The 22200-nt window shown below is 42.8% G+C and carries 18 protein-coding genes; all 18 read right to left on the reverse strand.

What is annotated here, in order from left to right; translation table 11 throughout:
- Positions 1-27 precede the first annotated feature (27 nt).
- The 18 genes from M5J74_RS05885 to M5J74_RS05970 all read right to left on the reverse strand — a co-directional run bounded on the left by M5J74_RS05885 (position 28) and on the right by M5J74_RS05970 (position 22187).
- On the reverse strand, positions 28-1734 hold the full coding sequence (locus M5J74_RS05885) for a hypothetical protein (RefSeq protein ID WP_250015870.1): 1707 nt from the start codon (positions 1732-1734) through the stop codon (positions 28-30).
- 91 nt (positions 1735-1825) lie between these two features.
- On the reverse strand, positions 1826-2893 hold the full coding sequence (locus M5J74_RS05890; RefSeq protein ID WP_250015872.1) for an NAD-dependent epimerase/dehydratase family protein: 1068 nt from the start codon (positions 2891-2893) through the stop codon (positions 1826-1828).
- Positions 2894-2898: 5 nt separating this feature from the next.
- On the reverse strand, positions 2899-3615 hold the full coding sequence (locus M5J74_RS05895) for a bifunctional 2-polyprenyl-6-hydroxyphenol methylase/3-demethylubiquinol 3-O-methyltransferase UbiG (protein WP_250015874.1): 717 nt from the start codon (positions 3613-3615) through the stop codon (positions 2899-2901).
- Between the two features lie 44 nt (positions 3616-3659).
- Positions 3660-4925, reverse strand: a complete 1266-nt coding sequence (locus tag M5J74_RS05900) for a glycosyltransferase (protein WP_250015875.1) — start codon at positions 4923-4925, stop codon at positions 3660-3662.
- A 63-nt stretch (positions 4926-4988) separates the two neighbouring features.
- Positions 4989-6053: an NAD-dependent epimerase/dehydratase family protein gene (locus M5J74_RS05905; protein ID WP_106217487.1), complete on the reverse strand. Its 1065-nt coding sequence runs from the start codon at positions 6051-6053 to the stop codon at positions 4989-4991.
- Positions 6054-6721: 668 nt separating this feature from the next.
- The gene (locus M5J74_RS05910; protein WP_015153190.1) at positions 6722-7324 is read right to left on the reverse strand and encodes a hypothetical protein; all 603 of its coding nucleotides are present in this window, start codon (positions 7322-7324) and stop codon (positions 6722-6724) included.
- A gap of 174 nt (positions 7325-7498) precedes the next feature.
- Positions 7499-8008, reverse strand: a complete 510-nt coding sequence (locus tag M5J74_RS05915; RefSeq protein WP_015153191.1) for a MarR family winged helix-turn-helix transcriptional regulator — start codon at positions 8006-8008, stop codon at positions 7499-7501.
- Positions 8009-8094: 86 nt separating this feature from the next.
- The gene (locus tag M5J74_RS05920; RefSeq protein ID WP_250015877.1) at positions 8095-11709 is read right to left on the reverse strand and encodes a hypothetical protein; all 3615 of its coding nucleotides are present in this window, start codon (positions 11707-11709) and stop codon (positions 8095-8097) included.
- Positions 11710-11800: 91 nt separating this feature from the next.
- Positions 11801-12310 (reverse strand): hypothetical protein, encoded by a 510-nt coding sequence (locus M5J74_RS05925; RefSeq protein ID WP_250015879.1) that lies wholly within the window; start codon positions 12308-12310, stop codon positions 11801-11803.
- 256 nt (positions 12311-12566) lie between these two features.
- On the reverse strand, positions 12567-14936 hold the full coding sequence (locus M5J74_RS05930; RefSeq protein ID WP_250015880.1) for an alpha-amylase family glycosyl hydrolase: 2370 nt from the start codon (positions 14934-14936) through the stop codon (positions 12567-12569).
- Between the two features lie 22 nt (positions 14937-14958).
- Complete coding sequence (locus M5J74_RS05935; protein ID WP_250015882.1) at positions 14959-15960, reverse strand: aldo/keto reductase; 1002 nt, start codon at positions 15958-15960, stop codon at positions 14959-14961.
- Positions 15961-16013: 53 nt separating this feature from the next.
- The gene (locus M5J74_RS05940; protein WP_015153196.1) at positions 16014-16892 is read right to left on the reverse strand and encodes an alpha/beta fold hydrolase; all 879 of its coding nucleotides are present in this window, start codon (positions 16890-16892) and stop codon (positions 16014-16016) included.
- 75 nt (positions 16893-16967) lie between these two features.
- Positions 16968-17321, reverse strand: a complete 354-nt coding sequence (locus M5J74_RS05945; RefSeq protein ID WP_250015892.1) for a hypothetical protein — start codon at positions 17319-17321, stop codon at positions 16968-16970.
- Between the two features lie 2 nt (positions 17322-17323).
- Positions 17324-18346, reverse strand: coding sequence for an alpha/beta fold hydrolase (locus tag M5J74_RS05950; protein ID WP_250015893.1), 1023 nt, complete (start codon positions 18344-18346; stop codon positions 17324-17326).
- A gap of 2 nt (positions 18347-18348) precedes the next feature.
- Positions 18349-19926, reverse strand: a complete 1578-nt coding sequence (locus M5J74_RS05955) for a GMC family oxidoreductase (protein ID WP_250015895.1) — start codon at positions 19924-19926, stop codon at positions 18349-18351.
- A 43-nt stretch (positions 19927-19969) separates the two neighbouring features.
- The gene (locus M5J74_RS05960; protein ID WP_250015904.1) at positions 19970-21517 is read right to left on the reverse strand and encodes a GMC family oxidoreductase; all 1548 of its coding nucleotides are present in this window, start codon (positions 21515-21517) and stop codon (positions 19970-19972) included.
- Positions 21518-21534: 17 nt separating this feature from the next.
- Positions 21535-21849, reverse strand: a complete 315-nt coding sequence (locus tag M5J74_RS05965) for a Nif11-like leader peptide family natural product precursor (protein WP_015153200.1) — start codon at positions 21847-21849, stop codon at positions 21535-21537.
- A gap of 23 nt (positions 21850-21872) precedes the next feature.
- Entirely contained in the window at positions 21873-22187 is a 315-nt protein-coding gene (locus M5J74_RS05970) for a Nif11 family protein (RefSeq protein ID WP_250015906.1), read from the reverse strand.
- Between the last annotated feature and the right edge of the window lie 13 nt (positions 22188-22200).

A 22200-nucleotide genomic window follows, 5' to 3' on the forward strand; every position in this document is an offset into this window, starting at 1 on the left:
TTTTATGCTAGGGGATATATAGCCACTTTACTCCACTACATTTACTTTAATTTCACCATCTAATTTGATAAACTGCTTACCTACAGGCTCGTATACCCAAGCTTGTATTACGGTTTCTCCAGGTGGTAACGACTCGAATGAAATATTAGCTGACCATTCTACTTTATTAAATTGAATCGAGTTAGGAGTTGTGTCAACGATCGGACTATTTGGGTTTACAAGCGCATCGGCAAAAAATGATTTACGATCGCCATAGGAAAACAATACTATATTTGGAATTTCCTGACTGTCTGGTAAGCTAGCCCAGCCTGCTACATCCAAAGTTCCATTTCTGCTAACAGTAATGAGGGTTCCTTCTGTAGGGGGAGAGTCTAAGCGACCATAGTTCTTGGCTGGCTCAGTAATAAAGGATACATCTTTCGGAAACTTTCTAAAACCTATTTCCTCCAGAATTCCTGATAGCTTTCTTAGCTGACTAGTAAGAGGTGGTGGAAGAATAGTTTTTTCTAAACAGCTATGTTCTAAATTATTTATGAATTTTATTAACTCTAAGCAAGTTTCACCAGCAAGTCTTTGTTGGTGAAGAGCTATTGTCGGGGGAATCCGGTTAATAGAATTCATGAAAATAAACCCTATGAAAATACTAGTAATAAAGACATTTCTTGAAAAAGATAGCCGCCAAAGATGAGCAACAGCAACAACTAATAATATTGAGCAAGTTGTATATCTTGACGACATAGATTCTCCATAACCTAAACGACCTAATGTGGTTATAAGAGCGAAAAGTATGGCAAATAAGCCTATTGATACCCAAGGTGCTATCTCTAAACTAAAATTAAATTTTGATTTATACTTTACAAAATAAAATATTAGTAAGAAAAAAGTTGAGAAAAGTATAGCCCCTAAAGTTTTTACAATAAGGGGAATATTAGCATGATATACAATAGGCGCTCCCAGAAGAGTAAAAAAGTAGTATAAAGTACCAAGTGGGTGTTTCAGAAAAAGAAGCGTATCGGGGTGGTGACTTGGTTTTTGATAACCTATAAAATAAATAGTAAAAGTTCCGATTAAAAGTAAAATCCAGACTGTGATTCTTATTATTTTTTGCCTATAACTACCCTTAATAGAAGCTATTGATGGCATTACAGCTAGCCAAGTTAGCAATCCATGCGCTGCAGAGAAGCTAGCTATAAAACAAGGTATTGCTGCTAAATAAAGCCTTTTAGGAAAATTATTAGATGAAGCAATAATTAAAACAGCTACTGCTAAACAAGCATTAATTAAGAACCATAGTAATTGATAACCCCATAACCAGTTTTCGTACTGGATTATGGAGAACAATAAAATACAGGTTAAGAAATTTGTTAAGTGTTTTGAATTGCTAAAATTATTTCTGCCTTCTAGTAGGGAAAGTTTATATAGCAGTAAAAATGTCATGCCTACTAAAAATACGCTAAAATATAATTCATATTTAATGTTCCAGTTTGATATTAAAGCCAAACCAACAAATATAAGCTTTGGAAAAAATGTTCTATGTTCGTTGTGTTGAGCAAAAAAATCTTCAAAATCTGCTTTTCCTGTTAAAACTTTTTCAAACAGGCTAACTAAATCCCATTGATCTCCTAAGGGAGCATTGACACTAAAAAAAGCTATAAAACATAGAGTAACTGTAGGTGGAATGAGAAAAATTGTTGCTAATGGTGGCTTGAATTTAGAAATGGTAGTTTTATACATTAAAGTTTATTTTTTGTGTAATAAACAAGGTATTTTAATAATAGAAATTTACTATCAATAGCCTTCTTATTGCTGGTATTACAACTAATCCTTAAAGAAAAATCTCGCTAACTTGATGCTCGAATTTATGCAGCCACTCATAAATTTCAGTTAGAGTTGTTTTTGCATCTTTCTGAGGTTGCCATCCAGTGGCATACATGACCTTGCTAGAGTCTGTAATAAAAATTGGTACATCTCCCATTCGAGAGGCTGGAAGGGGAGTAATTGGTATGCTATGCCCGCAGATTTCCTGGCAAAGCTGCGTCGTCTCGCAGAGTGAAAGTGTATTGTTTACCCCACCGCCTACATTAAATGTCTGTCCAGCTAATTTTGATAATTGATGAATTTGCAGGTCAATTAAGTTTAGGAGATCGCTTACATGTAAAAAATCTCTTACCTGCTTGCCCGTTCCACCGTAGCCAATGTATTTCAACGATCGCTTGAAGTAGTGAAATGCCATCCACAGAGCAAATACGCCTTGATCGACCTTGCCCATTTGCCAGGGTCCAGTCAGCACGCCACAGCGGTTAATTATAGTTCTTAGTCCATAAGCCTCGGCATATTCAGCCACCAACAGCTCTGACGCTAACTTAGTAGCACCGTAAAGCGATCGCGACCCATTTAAAGGAAAATTCTCAGCAATACCTTGGCTCGATGCTCCTGGTAAACTTTGTTGCTCTGAGAGTTGAAACCGTGTTTCTGCCTCTTTAAACTGCAAATTACTAAGGCTCTTAATTGGATAGATTCTACTAGTAGAAAGAAAAATAAAATCTGCTTGAGTTTGTCGAGCCAATTCCAGACAGTTTATCGTTCCCACCAAATTTGTTTGTAGTACGTACCCTGGAGACGCATATCCCGCTAAAACTGATGGTTCTGCCGAACACTCTACAATTAAATCGGGTTTAAGTGCCACTGGATCGAGATCTTCTTGATTTCGTACATCTCCATGAATAAACTGAATACCTGCTTGCTTCAATCGAGGTAAATTTAGCTCTGAACCCCGCCGCTTGAGGTTATCTAAAGCAGTAATCTGCCAGTCAGGATAGCGCTGAGCCAACCCCAACGCTAAAGTACTACCTACAAAACCTGCTCCTCCTGTAATCAAAACTTGTCGAGTCATCAGATCTATCTCCCGATTGCTGGTAATTCATTAACTTTGGAAGGTTTAACTGCTTTCACAAACATTTGCCCTCCTAAAAACCTCCACAAAATTTTCAATTTAAGGTAGAGTCTTAAAAGCTGAGGTGAGGTCAATCTACCTTTTGTTGAATAAGGTAGGAATCTGGGAATTAACACATCAATCTCAAACCCCACAGTCTCTAAGATTTCTTTCAAAGAAAGATGAGTTAGTGGTAATTTATGATCGATAAAGTCATAGTATTCCTTAAATGAGTACTTAAAGTTGGGCTGAATAATTAACAGAGAGCCACCAGGTTTAAGGCGATCCCAGCAAAATAATAAAATCTCAATTAACTCTTCTTTATTATTTAAATGTTCAAAAAAGTTAGAAATAAAGATCCGATCGACACGCTTGGTAAACAAATCTCGTTCTTTAAAGTTTAGAAGATTAAGATGAGCAATCCTAACGTCAGAATTAGCAAATACTTGAGAGTCAGGATTTAAATCAATTAAGTATTTTTCTTTTGCTTGAATCTGATTGATAAACTCGCAATATCCTCCCCCAATATCTAATACAACTGAGTCTTGTCCGACATGTTTTTGTAAAAAGTTTTCTATTAAAACTTTCCATAAAGCAATTTTAGCTCTCTTCTCTTTATAATTAAATCGATTATTGTAAAGTCTTTTGAGATATTTCTCTTGGTTTAAATGTGAAATAGTCATAAATTTATGAGCTTCCTCAAATTAAAAAGTATTCCTTTTCAGGCTCATCTACGAATTGCAGATTGTAAGTTCTTCCGAACATAATCTCCTCTAGAAAGTTTCTTTTCTAGAAAGATACAGAGGGCAATAAATAAATAACGGCTCCCCATCTCTTTTAGCTTTAACTTAGACACTCCTGTTGTACGATTGCGCCAGGAAATTGGTATAACTGCGTAAGAGTAGCCTCGCGCGATCGCTTTAAGCGGAATTTCAACCGTAAGATTAAAGTGATGAGATAAAAGTGGATAAACTCCCTTAATGACTTCTCGGCGATAAGCCTTAAAAGCATTAGTCGTGTCATTGAAGTTTAAGCCAAATAAGATTTGAATAAATAAATTGGCTAAACGATTCACAATTAACTTATGAGCTGGATAATCAATGACTTTACCACCTTTAATAAAGCGAGAACCAAACACGCATTCGTAACCTTGGCATAGCTTATAGTAGTAAGCAACTATGTCTTCTGGAGCATCAGAGCAATCTGCCATCACAATCGCTACAGCATCCCCTTGAAAATTCTCTAAACCGCAGCGTACTGCAAAACCAAAACCATTAGGATAATAGTTATTAATGTAGGTTACTTTAGGATTTTGTAAGCGAAGCTGTTGTAAAACTGCTTCTGTGCGATCGCGACTATTATCATTAACTACTAAAATGTCGTAAGGGATGTACTTCTCTTCTAAAACTTGGCTAATCGATTGGATTGTTCGGGCAATACAATCCTCTTCGTTATAAGCTGGAATGACTATTGAAAGAACCAGAGTAGGTTCAATACTTGTGGAGGTTACAGGTAGTTTGGCTGAATTTGACGGAGTTGCTAAAGCTGGTGCTAATCCTTCTGGATAATAAAGCTCGGTCTTTTTTCTAGTTTGAAATACTAAGCGATCGCTAATTATATAGTTAAGAATAGCACCTAGTAGCACACCTATTAGGGTATTATTTTGAGGGCTAAGACTTAACCAATCGAGGATAGGAAAAAGTATTAAACGTATAATTATGCTCGAACTAGCAGATATATGATAGAGCGGTAACTGTCGCCACAAAACTTTTTCCAGCCTCCAATCACCGCCAGTCCATACCCAGATGCGGTAGATAAAAAAACTAAATAATAAGGAAACCTCCATTGATATTGCATTGGCTAGATTTCGCAATTCAGGTGTATGAAACCCTAAGCGATCGATTAATAGAGAAATGAGCCACACATTCAGTGCTGCTGCTACACCTCCACCAATGAAAAATTTAACTGTTCGTTGTTGAAATATTTTTTGCATCGCTACTACTCCAATATAAATGAAGCTAAGAGAGTAATTCGCACGACTTAAACTAGCTATTTTTTAATTCCAACGACTCGTATTTTGAATGTAAATCTCTTTGATAATGTTTTTGATGCCATAGGTTAAATTCCAGCCTGGATAATGCTGCTGGAACTTCCGAACATCGCTAATCCACCAAATATGATCTCCGCTTCTATTAACTTCTTCATAACTCCAGTTGAGTTTTTTCTCAGCAATCGCTTCACATTCTTGAATCGCTTCTAATATCGAGCAATTACTGAACCGACTTCCCCCAATGTTGTAAACTTCACCAATTCGAGGAGCTTGGTAAAAATGATAGAAAGCATTGACCAGATCGTAGCTATGAATATTGTCTCTGACTTGCTTACCCTTATAGCCATAAACCCGATAGGGTTTTCCTAACATCGTGCATTTCATTAAATAAGATAAAAATCCATGTAATTCAGTCCCTGAGTGACTAGGACCTGTTAAACATCCACCTCGAAAACTAGCAGTTTTCATGTCAAAGTAACGTCCGTATTCTTGGACTAATACATCCGCTGCAACCTTGGAAGTTCCAAACAAAGAGTGTTTGCATTGGTCAATACACATTGTTTCATCAATGCCAACACTGTATGGGTGCGTTTCCTCAATTTCCCAACGCCACTCTTGCTCGACTAGTGGTAAGAAATTCGGTTTGTCTCCATAAACTTTATTAGTAGAACAAAAAATGAAAACTGCATTTGGACAAATTTGACGGGTATTTTCTAGTAAGATCAAAGTGCCGTTAGCATTGACTGTAAAATCAGTGTAGGGGTCGCGAGCTGCCCAGTCGTGTGAAGGCTGAGCTGCTGTATGAATAATTAAGCTAATGTCTGTGCCATAGTCTTGAAATAGTTTGGTAACTGCCTCGCGATCGCGAATATCAATATTATGATGAATGTAGCGTTCTTCATATTTTTCTAATAGCAAATCGCGGTTCCATTTAGTTGAGGCATTTTCCCCAAAGAATGTTTGCCGCATATTATTATCAATTCCTACAACGGTATAACCCCGGTCGCAGAAAAATCTCACTGATTCAGAACCAATTAATCCTGCCGAACCCGTGACTAGAATAATTGTCATAACTTTTTATAGTAGCTTTAGCATGTATCTGCTGTCAGATTGCAGCTTCACAACTACCTCTAGTAGCTCTTAAAGCTAAATTTAAAAAAACCTTAAAATAGTCCTCGAACAGTTTACTAGTAGGTAATAGTAAGTTGAAGTACTACTTTAGGAAGCAATCTAGTCTCTATATTCTGCTAGAAGCTATATTTTGTTAAGACAGAAAAGTTCAGGAATTGAAAAATAATGGAATTGACAGTAAGGTAAGTAGTTTGTTCGTGGCGATGGTTATACTTTATGTAATGCGTGCTTTGTTAGCAAAAGTTTTTGAATACAATACAAATTTTGCTAAGATAATACTGATATAATTAGTATTTAAGATTTTTAATATTAGAATTGTTAAAAAGTGAATTAGGAAACTTATGAACAAATTTAGCTTAGAAAAATAGATGAATTGTAAAAAAAAAGAACTATTTCGGAGACAATACCTTGATATAATGTTTTATCCTCTGATAAAAAGCAAGCATAAAGAAAGGTTGATAGGAGATTGCTAACCATCAACCCTGTCTTATGTTTAAACTTCAAATTGAAGTAAGATGACGTTTACGTTAACACAATAATGAAGCTGCTAAATGACAATTAGACTGCGACTAGTTACAAACTCAAAGTATTAATCCTTGGACAAAAACTTAACTTGCGGCGGTTGGCTTTGCCTGCTTCTCTGTGGTTGTTCGTCTTCCCCACGGCTTGAGTACCGAGATGCCGACAATGACGAATAGAAAGAAAACTTGAATCAGCGTTCCGAGTAACACTCCGAGCGCGTCAAAGGTATAGAGTGGATTTTGAAACGATTTTAGCCCTGATTCGAGAGAAATCTCAGTTGCCGCGTTTGCCCAAGGAAACAACCAAAAAGTTCCAAAAATAATCAATGCAGTCGAGAGAACCCATTTGGCGATTACCCAATAGAATTTGAAAAATCCGTAGTTTGTTTGCCAACAAAGCAATGTTGCGGTAATGACTGAGCCAATTGCCGCAGGAATCACAACGAAATCATCGAGGAGGTTGATAACTGAGTTGAGCGCAAACAGAATATCGGGATTAGTTGAGTCCTTATTTCTCCATGCAATGAGAAACATACTCAACACAGTTCCTGTCCACAGTGTCGCAAACCCAATATGAAATGATAGTACCCAGTTCTTTTGCTGAATGCTCCATCTTGGAGATTTCCCTTCTTTTGATTTCGTTTTTACTTTAGATCGTGTTTCTTCACTGTTGATGTCGATTGCAGACATGAGTTCCTCCAATCATGTAAAACTCGGTTGGTATCGAATGCACGAGTAGCAAAGGTCAAATTTGACTAAGTAGATTAGTCTTATGCGATACTGCATCAAGATTTTTGCTAGCTGCCATATAATTAGGCGGCTAACTATATACTACAGCACGATCGCGAATCGGTTCAGTTTCAGTTACGGTTCGCGCATCGCAGCACTACCAGAGCGCAGTTTACCGAGTAACTCGATCAATGTCTTTTTTTCTGCTGTCGTCAACTGAGACATCATGCTTGTCGTGCGGCAAAAATGCTCTGGAAGCAGATTTGAAATGAGTTCTCGTCCCTTGTCAGTCAGATGGATCGTTAGCATTCGGCGATCGCCGGGATAGGGTTGGCGCTGCACTAATTTTTCCCGTTCTAATCCATCTAACAGTCCGGTAATAGTTGCACGAGTGACACCCGCACGTTCGGCAAAACCCGAAGGTGTAAGTCCCTGTTCCCCAGCCACAAACAATTGCATTAGTAGGGTAAACTTGCCCACAGACAAGCCGTGGCGGGCAAAATGAGTTTCCAGGGCAGTATAAACTTCAGCAGTAGTATCGAGAAAAGCTAAACAGGTTTCGACTGAAGCAATATCAACTTCTGGAAATTGTTGAGCCAGCTGTTCTATAGTCTGGCGGTTGGGGATACTGCGGGAGGAAACCATAGGGAAGTCGGAAATTAGAAGTCAAAAGTCAAAAGTCAAAACCAAGAACAACTAACCATCGATCGCTACAAATGACCAATGACCAATTACAACTTAATTTGACAGGTTTTGCTGGCTATCTTGGCTGTTTCTGTGGCATGTGTGGTAATAACGGAATGCGCTTGTAGTTTGTTGCAAGCTGTTTTCAACCAAGTTGAGAAACTGCCACCTTGCCATAATTGTACTGTTTTGTCCCAACTGCCGCTGATAATATGTTGCCCATCGGAGCTAATTGCAATTGAGGTGACAGAAGCTTCATGCTTTTGCATCGGTTGACCGATCGCATTGCCTTGCAAATCCCACAGTCTTACCGTGCGATCGCGACTACCACTAACGATATATTCTCCATCTGGGCTGAAAGCAACGGATGTAACGAGACTACCATGCCCTAAAAAAGGTTGACCGATCGCGTTGCCTTGGCGATCCCACAATCGTACCGTGCGATCGCGGCTACCGCTAACGACATATTTTCCATCTGGGCTAAAAGCTACTGAGTGGACTTCATCTGGATGTCTACGCCAGGGTTGACCGATAGGATTGCCCTTTAGATCCCACACGCGAATTGTTTTGTCGTTCCCACCACTAATAATTTGTTGTCCATCAGGACTGATGGCAACTGAGAATACGCCACCTTCATGTCCTTGGAAAGGACGCGCGATCGCATTACCTTGTTTATCCCATAATCGAATTGTACCGTCTGCACTACCACTGATTATATGTTGTCCATCAGTACTGATAGCCACTGAGTGTACAGCATCTTCATGTCCTTGAAAGGGACGAGCGATCGCATTACCTTGTTTATTCCACAATCGTACCGTGCGATCGTCGCTACCACTGGCAATATATTGTCCGTCTGGACTAATAGCAATTGAGTTGACAGCACCTTGATGACCTCGTAGCTGAGTCAGAGGATTTCCAGATTTATCCCACAACTGAATTGTCTTGTCAGCACTACTACTTGCAACGTACTGCCCATCGGGACTAATGGCTACAGCCAAAACTGTATCTTGGTGTCCTGTCAGAGTGGAATCGGTTTCAAAATCGGCTCGATTCCAGAGGCGAACTGTACTATCTTCGCTACTACTAACAATTGTCTCTCCATCAGGACTAAAGCCAACTGAGTAAAGATAATATTCATGTCCGATTAGAGGCTGACCGATTTGATGTCCTTTTAAATCCCACAACCGCAGCGTTTTATCATCGCTGCCACTCAAAACATACTTTCCATCGGGGCTAAAAGTGACTGCACGGACAAAATCTTCGTGTCCGGTGAAGGGTTGAGCGATCGCATTGCCTCTGAGATCCCACAAGCGAATTGTATTATCGGCACTACCACTCGCGATCGCTTTTCCATCGGGACTGAAGGCAACTGCAAACACCTGGTCTTGATGACCCCGAAAAGGCTGGCTGCGTGGATTTCCTTGTTTGTCCCACAGCCTAATCGTGTTGTCAGTACCACCGCTAGCAATGTATTGTCCGTCTGGACTGAAGGCGACTGACCAAACTTCTCCTTGATGTCCCTGGAAGGGTTGACCGATGAGGTTGCCCTGTAAATCCCATAACCCGATCGTGCTATCATCACCCCCACTAGCGATGTACTGTCCATTAGGGCTAAAAGCGACTGACAGCACCTTACCCCGATGACCTCGGAAGGGCTGACCGATAAGATTACCCTGTTTATCCCATAACCTCACTGTGTTGTCACCACCGCCACTGACTATATATTGCCCGTCTGGACTGAAAGCGACTGAATGAACAAAACCTTTATGACCCCGAAAGGGTTGACCGATGGGATTACCCTGTTTATCCCACAACCGCACCGTCCCGTCATCGCTAGCACTGACAATATACTGACCATCGGGGCTAAAAGCAGCTACCCAAACAGCACCCTGATGTCCTCTGAGGGCGTTGCGTTCTGTAGGTACGGCGATCGCATCCCGTAAACTAGAACGTACTTGGGGTAAAGTCTGTGCGAATCGATCGCCAAATCGGTCTATACTTTCACCAGTGAGGGCGATCGCACTCGTGACTCCTGCTACTGGGTTAATGTTTAGCAGGTTGGTAGCTTGATTTGCCCGTTCGCGCAAGCTTAAAATTGTTTTCTGTCGTTCGGCTTGTTGCCACTGTATCCCCGCTAAGAGGGATAGCCCAGCAAAAACTACAGATGCGCCTGAAACTGCTATTAGTAGACGTTTTCTACGTGCTTCTGCTTCCCAAAGACGGCGATCGCGTTCTGCTATACTGGCATCGATAAATTGATTTTCTAACTCAGTTAACCCACCCAGGCGCTCGAATTCTTGCTTCTGTCGCAGTTCTTCTACCCGTTGCAACTTAGAACCATTCCAGAGTTCGTCTGAGGGTGTACCTGCATCTTGCCAGCGTTGGGCATCTTCTGACAATCGATTGCGAATGGCGATCGCTTCTTTACTATCTTCGATCCATTCTTTCAGAGTTGACCAAGAGTTAATTAAAATTTCGTGAGCAATTTCTACAGTCGATTGTTCTTGACGATTGCTAACTAATAAGTTGCTATCAATTAATCGATCTAAAATATTTTGAACTAATTGATTGTCAAATTCGGTCAGATGGGCACGACGACTGACAGCTTTTCCTACTATATTGAATTCTTTTTCTGTTGCAGTTAAATCGATTAATCTGAGAAAAATTTGTTTTGCTGCCAGTTGTTCTTGTGGTTGTAAATGCTGATAAATGCGATCGACATGAGTTTGTAATGCGCCGCGCACGCCGCCCAGTTCTCGATAAGTTTTAATATTTAAAGTGCGGTCTGAAATATCTTCATTTTGCCAAAGTAAATCTAAAGTATATTGTAATAAAGGTAAAGAACCAGCTTGTCCTTGGATATCTCGAATAATTTCTTCTACTAATCCGGCTTCAAAAATAACACCATGATGAGCAGCAGGTTGTTCGATCGCCAGTCTCAACTCATCTGGGTGCATATCGGTGACGAGATGAATATTCTGCTGTGCAATTTTACCTAAGTTTGGGTAGGGACTAAAACGATCTAAAAAATCTGCCCGCATTGCTAAGATAATTTTGACAGATTGGCGATTCGATTTTGCAATAGCAACTAAATTATCAATAAATTTTTTACGTTGTTCTAAATCTTGACATAATGTGAAAGTCTCTTCAAATTGGTCGATAAATATGAGCCATTGCGAATCTTTCTCTTTCAAGGCGTGAATACCTTGATTGAGAGGTAATTTAAAATTATCAAAAGCAGTTTCTACTTCGGATTGTCTATAGCCTTTGCTAATTAAACTAATCCGAAAAGACTCAAAAGGATTTCTGTCAGGAGTAAATGTGAAATCGCGAAATTTAGCACCTAATTTTTCAGCAAGTTGAGGGAGAATTCCAGCTCGAACTAAGGATGACTTGCCGCTACCAGATGCACCCAAGAGTAGGATCAAATTACTTTGACTGATGACTTCAATTAAATTGGCAATCAGGCGATCGCGACCAAAGAAAAGATCTTTATGATTAAATTCAAACTTTCTCAGTCCTCGATAAGGTGATGTTGGATTGAGGGGGCGAGTTTGAATTGCAGAAGCAGTGACGTGGAGGATTTGGTTAATCGTAAAAACATTTCCATCGCCTAATGCAATATCACCAAAACTTTGTACTTGTTGTTGACTATTTAGCATTTTTTGTCATGTGAGTGGCTGGTGGTTAGTGGAACCAGTGGCTGGATTCTTTTCTAGTCACCAGTCACTAGTCACAAGTCACTGATAACCGTTAAACTATCATGGCGATGATATTCGCAATAGCCAAGGCAGGATCGGCAAATTCTGCTACTTTTTTACAACAATTTTCTAAAGCGCTTCCTGCTTGAGTCAGTAAATTTTTATCTGGTTTGGGCTTAGTAATTTCTTCTTCTACAACTGAAATCGTTGCCTCAGCATTTTTCTTTTCTAATACATTCAGCTTCTCAGTTTGAGCAATTCCTTGTTTAAGCGTTTGCAATAAGTCTAAAGCTTCTTGAATTTCTTGTTTAACAAATTCACCTTTGTTTGTACTACGGGCTAAGTTTACCGAACCTTTAGCAGAAATCTGATTGGCATCAAAAGTATTGCCACTACCAAGGGTAACGTTACCAAAAGATTGAGATTGTTGGTTTCTACTTGAAGGTGTTACACCTGCTGGAGAATTTAAAGCTGTAGCTAGTTGAGATTGCAGGGCAATTTTTTCTTCTGGAGTAAAGGTTTTAATGATATCTAGAACATCTTCAACTGTGTATTTTGGCATGGTAAAGTAAGTCAAAAGTTAAAAGTTAAAAGTTAAAAAATTAGACGTGGATAGCAGATGAATTTTGTGGTTCAACAAAAGTTCTATTGCTCTCCTATTTAAGAAGGGATGAGAAGATCTAAATCGATCCTAACGAAAAATCTTATTGCCCCCCTTTTGAAGGGGGGTTGGGGGATCTAAATTCGCTGCAAAACAACAAATCCATTTGCCGGAATGACAACATGAATCCACCCATTGCTAGAACCAATAGATCCGCCTAAATTACCGACACTATTTCCCCATAAGGTTCGGCATCGCTATTAAAAACTTCGCGCCAAGAACCATTGCCAAGACGAGAAGATTCGATCGCATATCCCGATCCAAAGGGATTATTATTCAGACTGGCAGCAATTAAAAATTCTTGGGAGTTGTCCCAGCGTCTAAATGCAATAACTCGGTTAGCATTGTGGACGTGGATGATGTCAATGTTGTGCGATCGCAATCCTGAATTGTTGAGTCGCAATCGAATGATATCCTGATAAAATCGAAACAATCGCTGTCCGTTGGTTTGCCGTTCGCCGAGTAAATCTTCGCGGTTGTTCATGAAATCGCGGTATCTGTAGGCTTTTTGCGCCCCAATTTCTTCACCCATGAGAAACATCGGCGTACCTGCACTCAACATTGTCACGCCACAAGCAAAGTGACAGCGTGCCTCAGCAAAGCGCCGCGTCTCGCCAATTAAGGGTGCAGAGTTCACCGCTGCTACAATCGTGCGCCGAGATTCAACGCGATGACCACCTTCGTCGTAATATGAGTTACCCGCTTCGTCGTGGGATTCGTGGTAGACAACTTTGTGACTGCCAGATGCTGCTAACGCGCCTGCAAAATAATCCATTGCTAGCGGATCGTTGTCACCATAGCCAGCTGTGGGAATTAATTTGGCATATTCTCTTCCAGCGCTGGCATCGCCGACTAAATTATGGTAAAAACTGGAATACCAAGCCGCATCAAACCCCAAACCACCATTTTCAGTTGACTCGGTGACTCGATCCCAATCAGAATGATCCTCCGCCATCAACATCACATCTGGGCGGATCAGCTTCAACGTCCGACACCATTCTCGCAGGAATTTAGCCCCAAAAACATTAACGTTTCCTAACGGTCTACCATCGGCATGTAGTACGTTATACGAATGCATCGAAGTTGTTTGATCGACGCGGAAACCGTCAACATGAAACTCTTCTAATAGCGTCGCAGCACTGCTGATAAACATCTTCCGTACCATCTCTTCATGAAAGCGGGGAGAAAAGCCGGTAGACATGTTGTCTACATATCCGCCTTCTGGGAAGTGCCTGCCGTCCGAGTAGAAATAGTTGCTGGAGTTGCCTTCGTACCAGTAATAAATGTTTTGTTCGGGAATGTCCGAATCGTAAGCCCATTGGGCGCGTCCGGCATCTGGAGAGTAGTGGTTATAGACCACATCCATAATTACAGCAATACCGTTACGATGGCACTCGCGAACGAAATGCTTTAATTGGTCGCGACCACCCGCGCTGTATTCTAAAGCAAAGTAGTGGGATGTTTCGTAACCCCAATTTTGCTCGTCTCTAAATTCAGACATGGGCAGTAATTCAACCGCATTGACACCCAAATCAACTAAGTAGGGCAGCAGTTGTATAGCATCGGCAAAATTACCAGGTCGATTCGTACCGTATCCCAACGCACCAACATGCAGTTCGTAGATAACGAGATCTTCAACGCGACGGGGAAGGGGACGATTAGGATTAAATTCGTTTTGCCAAAACTCTGCTTCAGAGGTAAATTCTTGTGAAGATGACGTAATGCTATCTCCAGGTTGCATCAAAACGCGATCGGGATCGACAACCACCGAACAACTCACCGAACCATCGAGTTCGCGGTAATCGCCAGTATAAGCTGCGCCGTTGGGATTGATATTTCCTTGCCCTATCTGACAGCGGGAATATAAATCTGTTTTGTATTCTACTCTGCCACTCTGTTTCGTAATCCGATACATATAGGGCAGATGGTCGAAATTAGAAAAATTAGCCAGGGCGGAATTAGCAATATTTGTTAGCCAAATGCCGTTATTTTGTCGAGACAAAGCCAGAGTACTGCGAGAGGAGTCGATACCAGAACCGTCATCACCTATGTAACCGCTAGTGCCACCAAAAACTACTTCCACATTCTGAGCGTTAGGCGACCAAACGGCAAATTGAATCGCTGGTTGGGGAGCATCGTTATAGTATTTTTGCGCTCCCAGAAGACGGGAATGGGTGAGGTAATAGCTTTCTGGTTGCGGTTTACCGCTGTCAGGTTGTAGTGTAAAACTGCGGTAGCGATCGCTCGAATTACTATCGTTAATCTCAGTGGCAATGCCCCACCGATCTGCGCCTGCTGAACTATCTAAAATTACACCCCAACGAAATAACCAACCAACTTGCGAATCATCTAACTCAACTGTTGTTGTAAAGCAGGGACAACCATCTTCACCAATAGCCTGTTGCATGGGGATAGTCGTCCACTGCTCCGAATAACGTCCGTTGCCGTCCCAGTTACCAGTTAAGCGGACGTTGGCAAAAATCTCTCTTCTTAATCCCGTGCAATATGTAAATTGAATGGTAGGCATAGCAAAACTCTTGTTAACGTCTTTATGTTTTTCTTTCGCTGTCGAGCATAGCCATCTGTCCGGCATCGTAGCGATCGCCCGCCACCGCAGTTGTTGGTACTGCCTTTTCGATTCGAGCGAGATCTGCCACAGACAGCTCTATTTCCAACGCACCCAGCGCCTCAGCAAGGCGATCGCGCCGACGCGCCCCAACTAGGGGAATAATGTCCGATCCTTGCGCTAAAACCCAGGCGATCGCGACTTGAGCCACTGTCGCCCCTTTCTCGTGGGCGATCGCCCGTAACGCCTCGACGAGGGCGAGGTTGCAATCTAGATTTGCACCCGTAAAGCGGGGCAGGTGGGCGCGGAAATCGCGGGCTGTTGCCGATCGCTCTTTCGACCAGTGACCGCTCAAAAGACCGCGCGACAGGACTCCATAGGCAGTAATTGCGATGCCGAGTTCGCGAGCTGTCGGCAGAATCTCAGTTTCAATGCCGCGACTGAGGAGCGAATATTCAATTTGCAGCCAGCTAATCGGGTGAACGGCTTGGGCGCGGCGCAGGGTTTCGGCTCCTGCTTCTGAAAGCCCGATATGGCGCACGTAGCCCGCTTTAAGCATTTCGGCGATCGCGCCGACTGTCTCTTCAATCGGTACTGTATGGTCTATCCGCGCTGGTTGGTAAAGATCGATGTAGTCAGTTCCCAGCCGTTTGAGCGTGTAGGCGAGGAAGTTTTTCACGGCGGCGGGACGGCAATCAACACCAATAAAACCACCGTTAGGCGATCGCATCGCCCCGAATTTGACAGCGATAAAGGCATCTTCACGCCTGCGACCTTTCAGGGCTTCGCGCAAAAGCATCTCATTATGACCCGATCCGTAGAAGTCTCCTGTATCCAATAACGTAATTCCAGCTGCGATCGCATCGTGTATGGTTGCGATACTTTCAGCTTGGTCAGCGGGACCGTAGAAGTCTGACATCCCCATTAGCCCTAGACCGAGAGCAGAGACATTGGAACCGTTGTTGCCGAGAGTGCGTGTCTGCATAATTTTGTGTCAAAAAGCAATAATAGAAGGACACAATATCACAAGCATTTCGTTCAATCCATTGGATGCTTCTGGAGAAAAGCCAGGGCAGCTTGTCCAACTTCTACAGGATTCATGCTTTGCATCCCGTGAGTTGCATTCATGATGCCGCACCGTTCGGCTTGCGGCAGCCAGTCCATCAGAAACTGCTGTGTTTCGCGAAAACCAGGCATCGCCGCTTCACTGTCCAATCCCATCGCCGCTAAGATTGGCATAGTTGGTTTTTTCTCGACTAGCCGATCTGCCTCTGACATTCTGAATCCCCAATTGGAAATTGCCGGGAAATCAATTGTGAAAGCGATATTGGCATCAACAGCAACTCTGTCCCATACATCAATTGGATTTGTCAGATCGACAGCACTCAAAAAACTGTGTCCGCAGACATCTACCATGTAGCGCTGAGCCGCACCCAGGCGATCGCCAGCTTTAAACAGATCCATCGCTCGGTTAAAGGCATTCACGTTTGCTTCAACTGCCTCTGGAGCTTCTCTCGGCAAGTATGGTTCGAGCAGGATGGCAGAATGTACCATCTCAGGATAGGAAAGCATGAATTGAAAGCCAATCACACCACCAAAGGAAAAAGCTAGAATATGTGTTTTTTCAATCCCTAAATGCTCCAGCAATTGTTTAGCGTGTTCTGCGCCTTCTTCAATACTCAAACTATCTTTTTCTAGCGTGCTGCCGTTATAGCCAGCTCTGTAGTAGCTAATAAACTGGTATTTTTCAAACAACTGGGGATAAAATTGCAGTGGCGTAATCAGGCTGTCAGCAATATTCGTGCCGTGAATGCAAAGTACGGGTTCGCCACTTCCCACCAGCGCATATCTGAGTTCGGCATTTTTGACTTTCGCCCGTTGGTTATGCTCGATTGACCAATCGCGACCGATATACATTTATTGTCTCCTACGAAGATACTAAATTGCTTGTAAAAGGAATGCAGATGGTAATTGGTAGTTGGTAGTTGGTAATTACGCAACGTGTAACTGTCTCTTGCTCTTGTTCCCCCCGTTCTCAAGGGGAGCCACTTGCGTGGGCGGGTTTCCCGACTTGAGCAAAGTGGCGTGGGTTAGGAGGGATCTCTTCGTGAGTGGTGTAGTTTGTCGATCCCCCAACCCCCTTAAAAAGGGGGCTAAGAAAAAAGTCGCACGCGAGGTTAATTGGTAATGGGTAGTTGGTAGTTGGTAGTTGTCCCCCTGCTCCCTTGTCCCCCTTGTCCCCCTTTGCCCCCTAATCCCCACTCCCTCCGGTCGCGGGGTCCCCAAGTTCCCCCTTGTCCCCCTCAGCTCCCTCAGCTCCCTCAGCTCTCTTCTCCCTGCTCCCATTTCTAAGCTGTTAGCACTTGCCGTAGCACGTCGTCCATTGCCTGTCTGTCTTGCTCGGTTAGGGAGAATGTGGTCAAGTGTCCGCCGATGCTGTTAACTTCCCAGTATTTAGCGTTGGGAATCCTTTCAGCGTCACGCTGGCATTCTTCCGGCGGAAACATGCGATCGCCAGTGAAAGCAACTACAAACATTTGTGCTTTAATGCGGCTGAGTGCGGCGGACAAGTCACCACCAGCACTGGGGTCTGCGGCGCGGGTCTTGCGCGATTGATTCACCAAATTGTTGGGGTCTTGGGGCAGCATAAAGGCTTCCCAGAAGCGAGAAACGAAATCATCCATAGAAGCGAAGCCGATCGCCCGCCAGACTTCTTCGCCTTCACGGTAGAATCCCAGAGGTGGTAATGTCAGCGCCATGACGTGTGCTTGACGGCGCAATCCAGCTTGTACGGCTTGAGGATCGGTGTAAAAGCCGTTGTTCCAAGCTGGATCGGCTAAGATCGGTTCCTCAATTGCCGTGCGCAACCACAAAAGAGTCCACGGAGAAGGCTTGGGAGCGCCTGCGATCGAAGCCGCACGCTTGACCATGTGGGGAAAGCGAACCGCCCACTCATAAGTTTGCAACGCACCGACAGACCAGCCGAGGACTAAATACAGTTCGTCGATGCCGAATTTTTCAGTGACGAGCCGATGTTGAGCGATAACATCATCAGCGATGTGAGTTTGCGGGAAACCACCGCGATCGAATGGTGGAGCTGTGTTGCTGGGCGAGGAAGAGACACCGTTGCCTAACAACCCAGGTAAGATGATAAAGTATTTGCGCGGGTCGAGCGGACGATCTTCGCCAATATAGATTTCTAGAGCTTCTGGCGCTCCGCCCAAAAAATGTGGAAACAAAATCGCATTGTCTTTGGCTGCGTTCAATTTACCGTGGGTTTTATACGCTAGTTTGGCGTTAGAAAGGATGAATCCAGTTGATAGTTGGAAGTCACCTAAATCGAAAATTTCTGTTTGTGATTGTTCTGGCATATTTACCTCTGTTGTTTAATAAAATCTGCGACTCTTTCGCCGATCGCGACGATTGTTGTATGAGGGTTGGATGAGGGGATGGCAGGCATGACGGAAGCATCTGCGATGCGCAATCCTTCCACGCCGTAAACTTTGAGTTGCGTGTCTACAACTGCCATGCGATCGACACCCATTTTGCAAGATCCTACGTAGTGGTAGTAGGAACCGACATTGTTAATCACCCAATCTCTAAGTGCTGCTTCGCTGTTGACTTCTGGACCTGGATTGATTTCTGTCAAACCTAACTTAGTAAAGGCTTGAGTTTGATAAATCTGACGTGCTATTTTTACCATCTCGACCATGCGATCGATGTCTGATGTTTCTGCGCCATAATTGGCGTTAATCAGCGGATTAGCCATCGGATCGCTACTTGCCAAACGCACCCAGCCACGCGATAGCGGACGCACTAAACCAGGTAGTGCCAAAATGATTCTCGGATCGACTAACTGGCTGACTGGCGCAATTGGTTGATTTGTTTGCAGACGTTGGATGACGTTACCGAAAAATGATTCGCCAAATGGGGCGCGATGCACCAAACAAATTTCTAAGTCGGGAACCAGCATCGACGGTTCAGATTTCCAAAATAAGGCAACTTCGGTCATATTGCCTTTGGGATCGGCTCCTGGTTCGGACATCATGCCCATAGGTCCGATAATCAGCGGATGGTCGTGAAAATTTTCTCCTACACCTGGTAAATCGACTACTGTAGGTATGTTGAATTGTTGCAGTTGTTCGGGATTGCCAATGCCTGAAAGCAGCAATAATTTTGGCGATTGAATTGCCCCTGCACAAACAATAACTTCGCGATCGGCTCTGGCAGTCTTTAAAACTCCGTCCTGTTGATATTCAACTCCTACACAACGATTGTTTTCTATTAATAGTTTTGTTGCTTGGGAATTGCTACTTAAAGTAACGTTAGAACGAGCTAAAGCTGGTTCTAAATAGGCAGTTCTGACTCCAGCACGTTTACCATTTTTAATATCGACGTGATGCCAACCAACACCAAAATCCTCGGCATTAAAATCTTTGACGTAAGGATATCCTAGTTCTACACAGGCATCGATAAAAGTTTGTGAAGCTGGATTGCCTTCGTATTTGGCATCAATGATATTAATTGGACCACCTTTACCCGCAGTAGGGTTGGTGTCGTCTTCCTGATTTTCGAGTTTTTGAAAATAAGGCAGCACGTCTTTGAAAGACCAGCCAGCACAACCATTGTAAGCCCAATCATCAAAATCGGCGGCTTTACCTCTGGTATGAATCATGTGATAAATATTGGAAGTTCCGCCGATCAGTTTGCCAGCCGCAGAATAGATTTGTCTGTTAGCTAATCCAGGCTGGGGAACGCTCATGTAAGCCCAATCGATTTCGGTCAATAACAATTCATTCCAACGATAGGGAACGTCAATAGCTTCCCAATTTTGAGTTCCGCCAGCTTCCAAAATTAAGACTTTAGCATCAGCAAGTTCACTCAAACGATAGGCAACGGTTGCACCTGCTGCGCCCGAACCGACAACAATATAATCAAAAGTTTCTGTCACGATCGCCCCCCATTCATTAATTTTTGTTTTTAGTTTTGCTAAACTACCGAGTGGCAATAATTAAATCGGCTGCTTTTTCACCAATAGCGATGGTAGGAGCATTCGTATTCCCGCTCGTAATTGTGGGCATAATCGAAGCATCTGCAACCCGCAATCCTTCTACTCCATAAACTTGCAGTCGAGAATTAACAACGGCATCGCGATCGCTTCCCATTTTGCAAGTCCCAACTGGATGCCAGACAGTAGAAGCAACTTGTCGAATATAGGTGCTTAATTCTGCTTTGCTGGTGACAGAAATTCCTGGGGCTAATTCTTCACCGCGAAACTCATCAAAAGCACGAGTATTCACTAATTCTCTCGATAATTCAATTCCTCGAATTAACACATCGAGATCGGCTTCAGATTGCAAGTAATTAGGACGCAAAACAGCTAAATCTTGAGGATTGTTAGATCTTAAAGAAACAGTACCTCGACTTTGCGGCTGCACTAAAATTGGTGCGAAAGTAAAGCCAGGACCATCGACTCGATACTGAGGTTCTAAAAATTGTACGGGTCCAAAAAAGAATTGCAAATCGGGTGAGTTCGTACTGCGATCGATGTCGCTGCTGGTATAAGTAAATAAACCTGCTTCGGAAAGCAGATTAGGTACGGGTTGTTCTTGCTTGCAGCTATAGCCAACTCCAAATAGCAAATGATCTTGCAGATTTTTGCCAACTCCAGGTAAGTCAACTACCAGAGGAATACTATGAGCTTGCAAATGTTCGGCGGCTCCAATACCGGAAAGCATTAATAATTTCGGAGATTCAAATGCACCACAACTAAGAATTACTTCCGCTTCGGCTTTAACTTGGTGAATTTTGCCGTCTTGCAGATATTCCAAGCCAATAACTCGCTGTTTAGCAAATAAAAGTCGGGTGACTTGCGCGTTAACTTCTACTGCAAAATTGGGATGTCCGAGAATTGGTCTGAGAAAAGCAACAGCCGTACTGCAACGCCGATCATCTTGCGTGCGAGTCGATTGATAGAAAAATGCGCCATTTTCCTGTTGTGCGCCGTTGCAGTCCCAGTCATTACCCCCATAACCCAATTCCATCGCTGCTGACACGAAAGCCTGGGATACAGGTGCGGGATTGCGATAGTTAATGACGTGTAAAGGTCCGCCTACACCTCGATATTCCGAGGCTCCACCTTCATAATCTTCCGATTTTTTGAAATAGGGTAAGATTTCTTGGTAACTCCAACCTTCGTTACCTAAATATTTCCAGCGATCGTAGTCGCGACGATTGCCCCGAATGTACATCATGGCATTGATTGAGGTTCCGCCACCCAAAACTTTGCCTTGCGCGATGGAGATTTGGCGATCGCCTAAACCTGGTTCTGGTTCGGTTGAGTAACCCCAATCTGCATTAGAACCCCACAGAGAAGTCATCGACTGCATATCTGTGTTGTGGATAGCGGGGTTGCTATCTGGACTGCCTGCTTCTAGTAACAGAACGCTACAACCCAGATTTTTCATCAGTCGGTAGGCAATGACACAACCAGCCGCGCCAGCACCTACAATAATGTAATCAAATGTACGTTCAAAATTCATTGACTAGTCCACCTTTTTTACCGGTTTAGAAACTCATCAATCTCTTTTTGGGATAAACTATCAATGACATTGGCAGCGAGATATTCCAGATAGTATTTGCCCCACATTGTTTCCCACAAACTAAATGTCAAATCGAAATTTTCCCCTAATTTATTCGCTAAATAAATTTCAAGTTCCCAAACAGTGTCGTCGAATTCTTGCTCGGTGAACTTATAACCTGCTTGCGCTGCATATGTCAAAACTTCTAGTTTAGGAAGAGTTTTTAATTTGGTTTGCAATTCGGACTGGTGGACGAGTTTTTGTAAAAAATTAACGACTTCTATTCTTGCCATAGGATTTTGACGAGTTTAAAAACTTAGTTAAGAAACTGTTTTAGTTCTGCCTCAGAAAAAGCCTGAAATAATTCTTCAACTACATAGTGCAGGCGAGACTTGCCCCACATTTTCCGCCATAAACTACTATTAGCGCCGATCGCTTCACCCATTCTCTCTGTAATAATCTGAGCTTCCATACCTCCAATAACCTCAGCTAATTCCTCACCATTAAAGCTGTAACCCAAACTTTTAGCGTGAAAAATAACTTCGGGTAAGTTTTTCTGCTCGAATTTTTCTAGCAATTTTGTATCGCTATGACAAACTCTAAAAAAATCAATTACACTTGCTTTCGACATAAACATAATCTCC

The sequence above is a fragment of the Chroococcidiopsis sp. CCNUC1 genome, assembly GCF_023546805.1.
In the GTDB taxonomy this organism is placed as follows: domain Bacteria; phylum Cyanobacteriota; class Cyanobacteriia; order Cyanobacteriales; family Chroococcidiopsidaceae; genus Chroococcidiopsis; species Chroococcidiopsis thermalis.

Excerpts from the sequence above, each read along its gene's own strand:
- M5J74_RS05885 (WP_250015870.1), bottom strand. The coding sequence starts at position 1,734 with ATGTATAAAACTACCATTTCTAAATTCAAGCCACCATTAGCAACAATT.
- M5J74_RS05890 (WP_250015872.1), bottom strand. The coding sequence starts at position 2,893 with ATGACTCGACAAGTTTTGATTACAGGAGGAGCAGGTTTTGTAGGTAGT.
- M5J74_RS05895 (WP_250015874.1), bottom strand. The coding sequence starts at position 3,615 with ATGACTATTTCACATTTAAACCAAGAGAAATATCTCAAAAGACTTTAC.
- M5J74_RS05900 (WP_250015875.1), bottom strand. The coding sequence starts at position 4,925 with ATGCAAAAAATATTTCAACAACGAACAGTTAAATTTTTCATTGGTGGA.
- M5J74_RS05905 (WP_106217487.1), bottom strand. The coding sequence starts at position 6,053 with ATGACAATTATTCTAGTCACGGGTTCGGCAGGATTAATTGGTTCTGAA.
- M5J74_RS05910 (WP_015153190.1), bottom strand. The coding sequence starts at position 7,324 with ATGTCTGCAATCGACATCAACAGTGAAGAAACACGATCTAAAGTAAAA.
- M5J74_RS05915 (WP_015153191.1), bottom strand. The coding sequence starts at position 8,008 with ATGGTTTCCTCCCGCAGTATCCCCAACCGCCAGACTATAGAACAGCTG.
- M5J74_RS05920 (WP_250015877.1), bottom strand. The coding sequence starts at position 11,709 with ATGCTAAATAGTCAACAACAAGTACAAAGTTTTGGTGATATTGCATTA.
- M5J74_RS05925 (WP_250015879.1), bottom strand. The coding sequence starts at position 12,310 with ATGCCAAAATACACAGTTGAAGATGTTCTAGATATCATTAAAACCTTT.
- M5J74_RS05930 (WP_250015880.1), bottom strand. The coding sequence starts at position 14,936 with ATGCCTACCATTCAATTTACATATTGCACGGGATTAAGAAGAGAGATT.
- M5J74_RS05935 (WP_250015882.1), bottom strand. The coding sequence starts at position 15,960 with ATGCAGACACGCACTCTCGGCAACAACGGTTCCAATGTCTCTGCTCTC.
- M5J74_RS05940 (WP_015153196.1), bottom strand. The coding sequence starts at position 16,892 with ATGTATATCGGTCGCGATTGGTCAATCGAGCATAACCAACGGGCGAAA.
- M5J74_RS05945 (WP_250015892.1), bottom strand. The coding sequence starts at position 17,321 with ATGGGAGCAGGGAGAAGAGAGCTGAGGGAGCTGAGGGAGCTGAGGGGG.
- M5J74_RS05950 (WP_250015893.1), bottom strand. The coding sequence starts at position 18,346 with ATGCCAGAACAATCACAAACAGAAATTTTCGATTTAGGTGACTTCCAA.
- M5J74_RS05960 (WP_250015904.1), bottom strand. The coding sequence starts at position 21,517 with ATGAATTTTGAACGTACATTTGATTACATTATTGTAGGTGCTGGCGCG.
- M5J74_RS05965 (WP_015153200.1), bottom strand. The coding sequence starts at position 21,849 with ATGGCAAGAATAGAAGTCGTTAATTTTTTACAAAAACTCGTCCACCAG.
- M5J74_RS05970 (WP_250015906.1), bottom strand. The coding sequence starts at position 22,187 with ATGTCGAAAGCAAGTGTAATTGATTTTTTTAGAGTTTGTCATAGCGAT.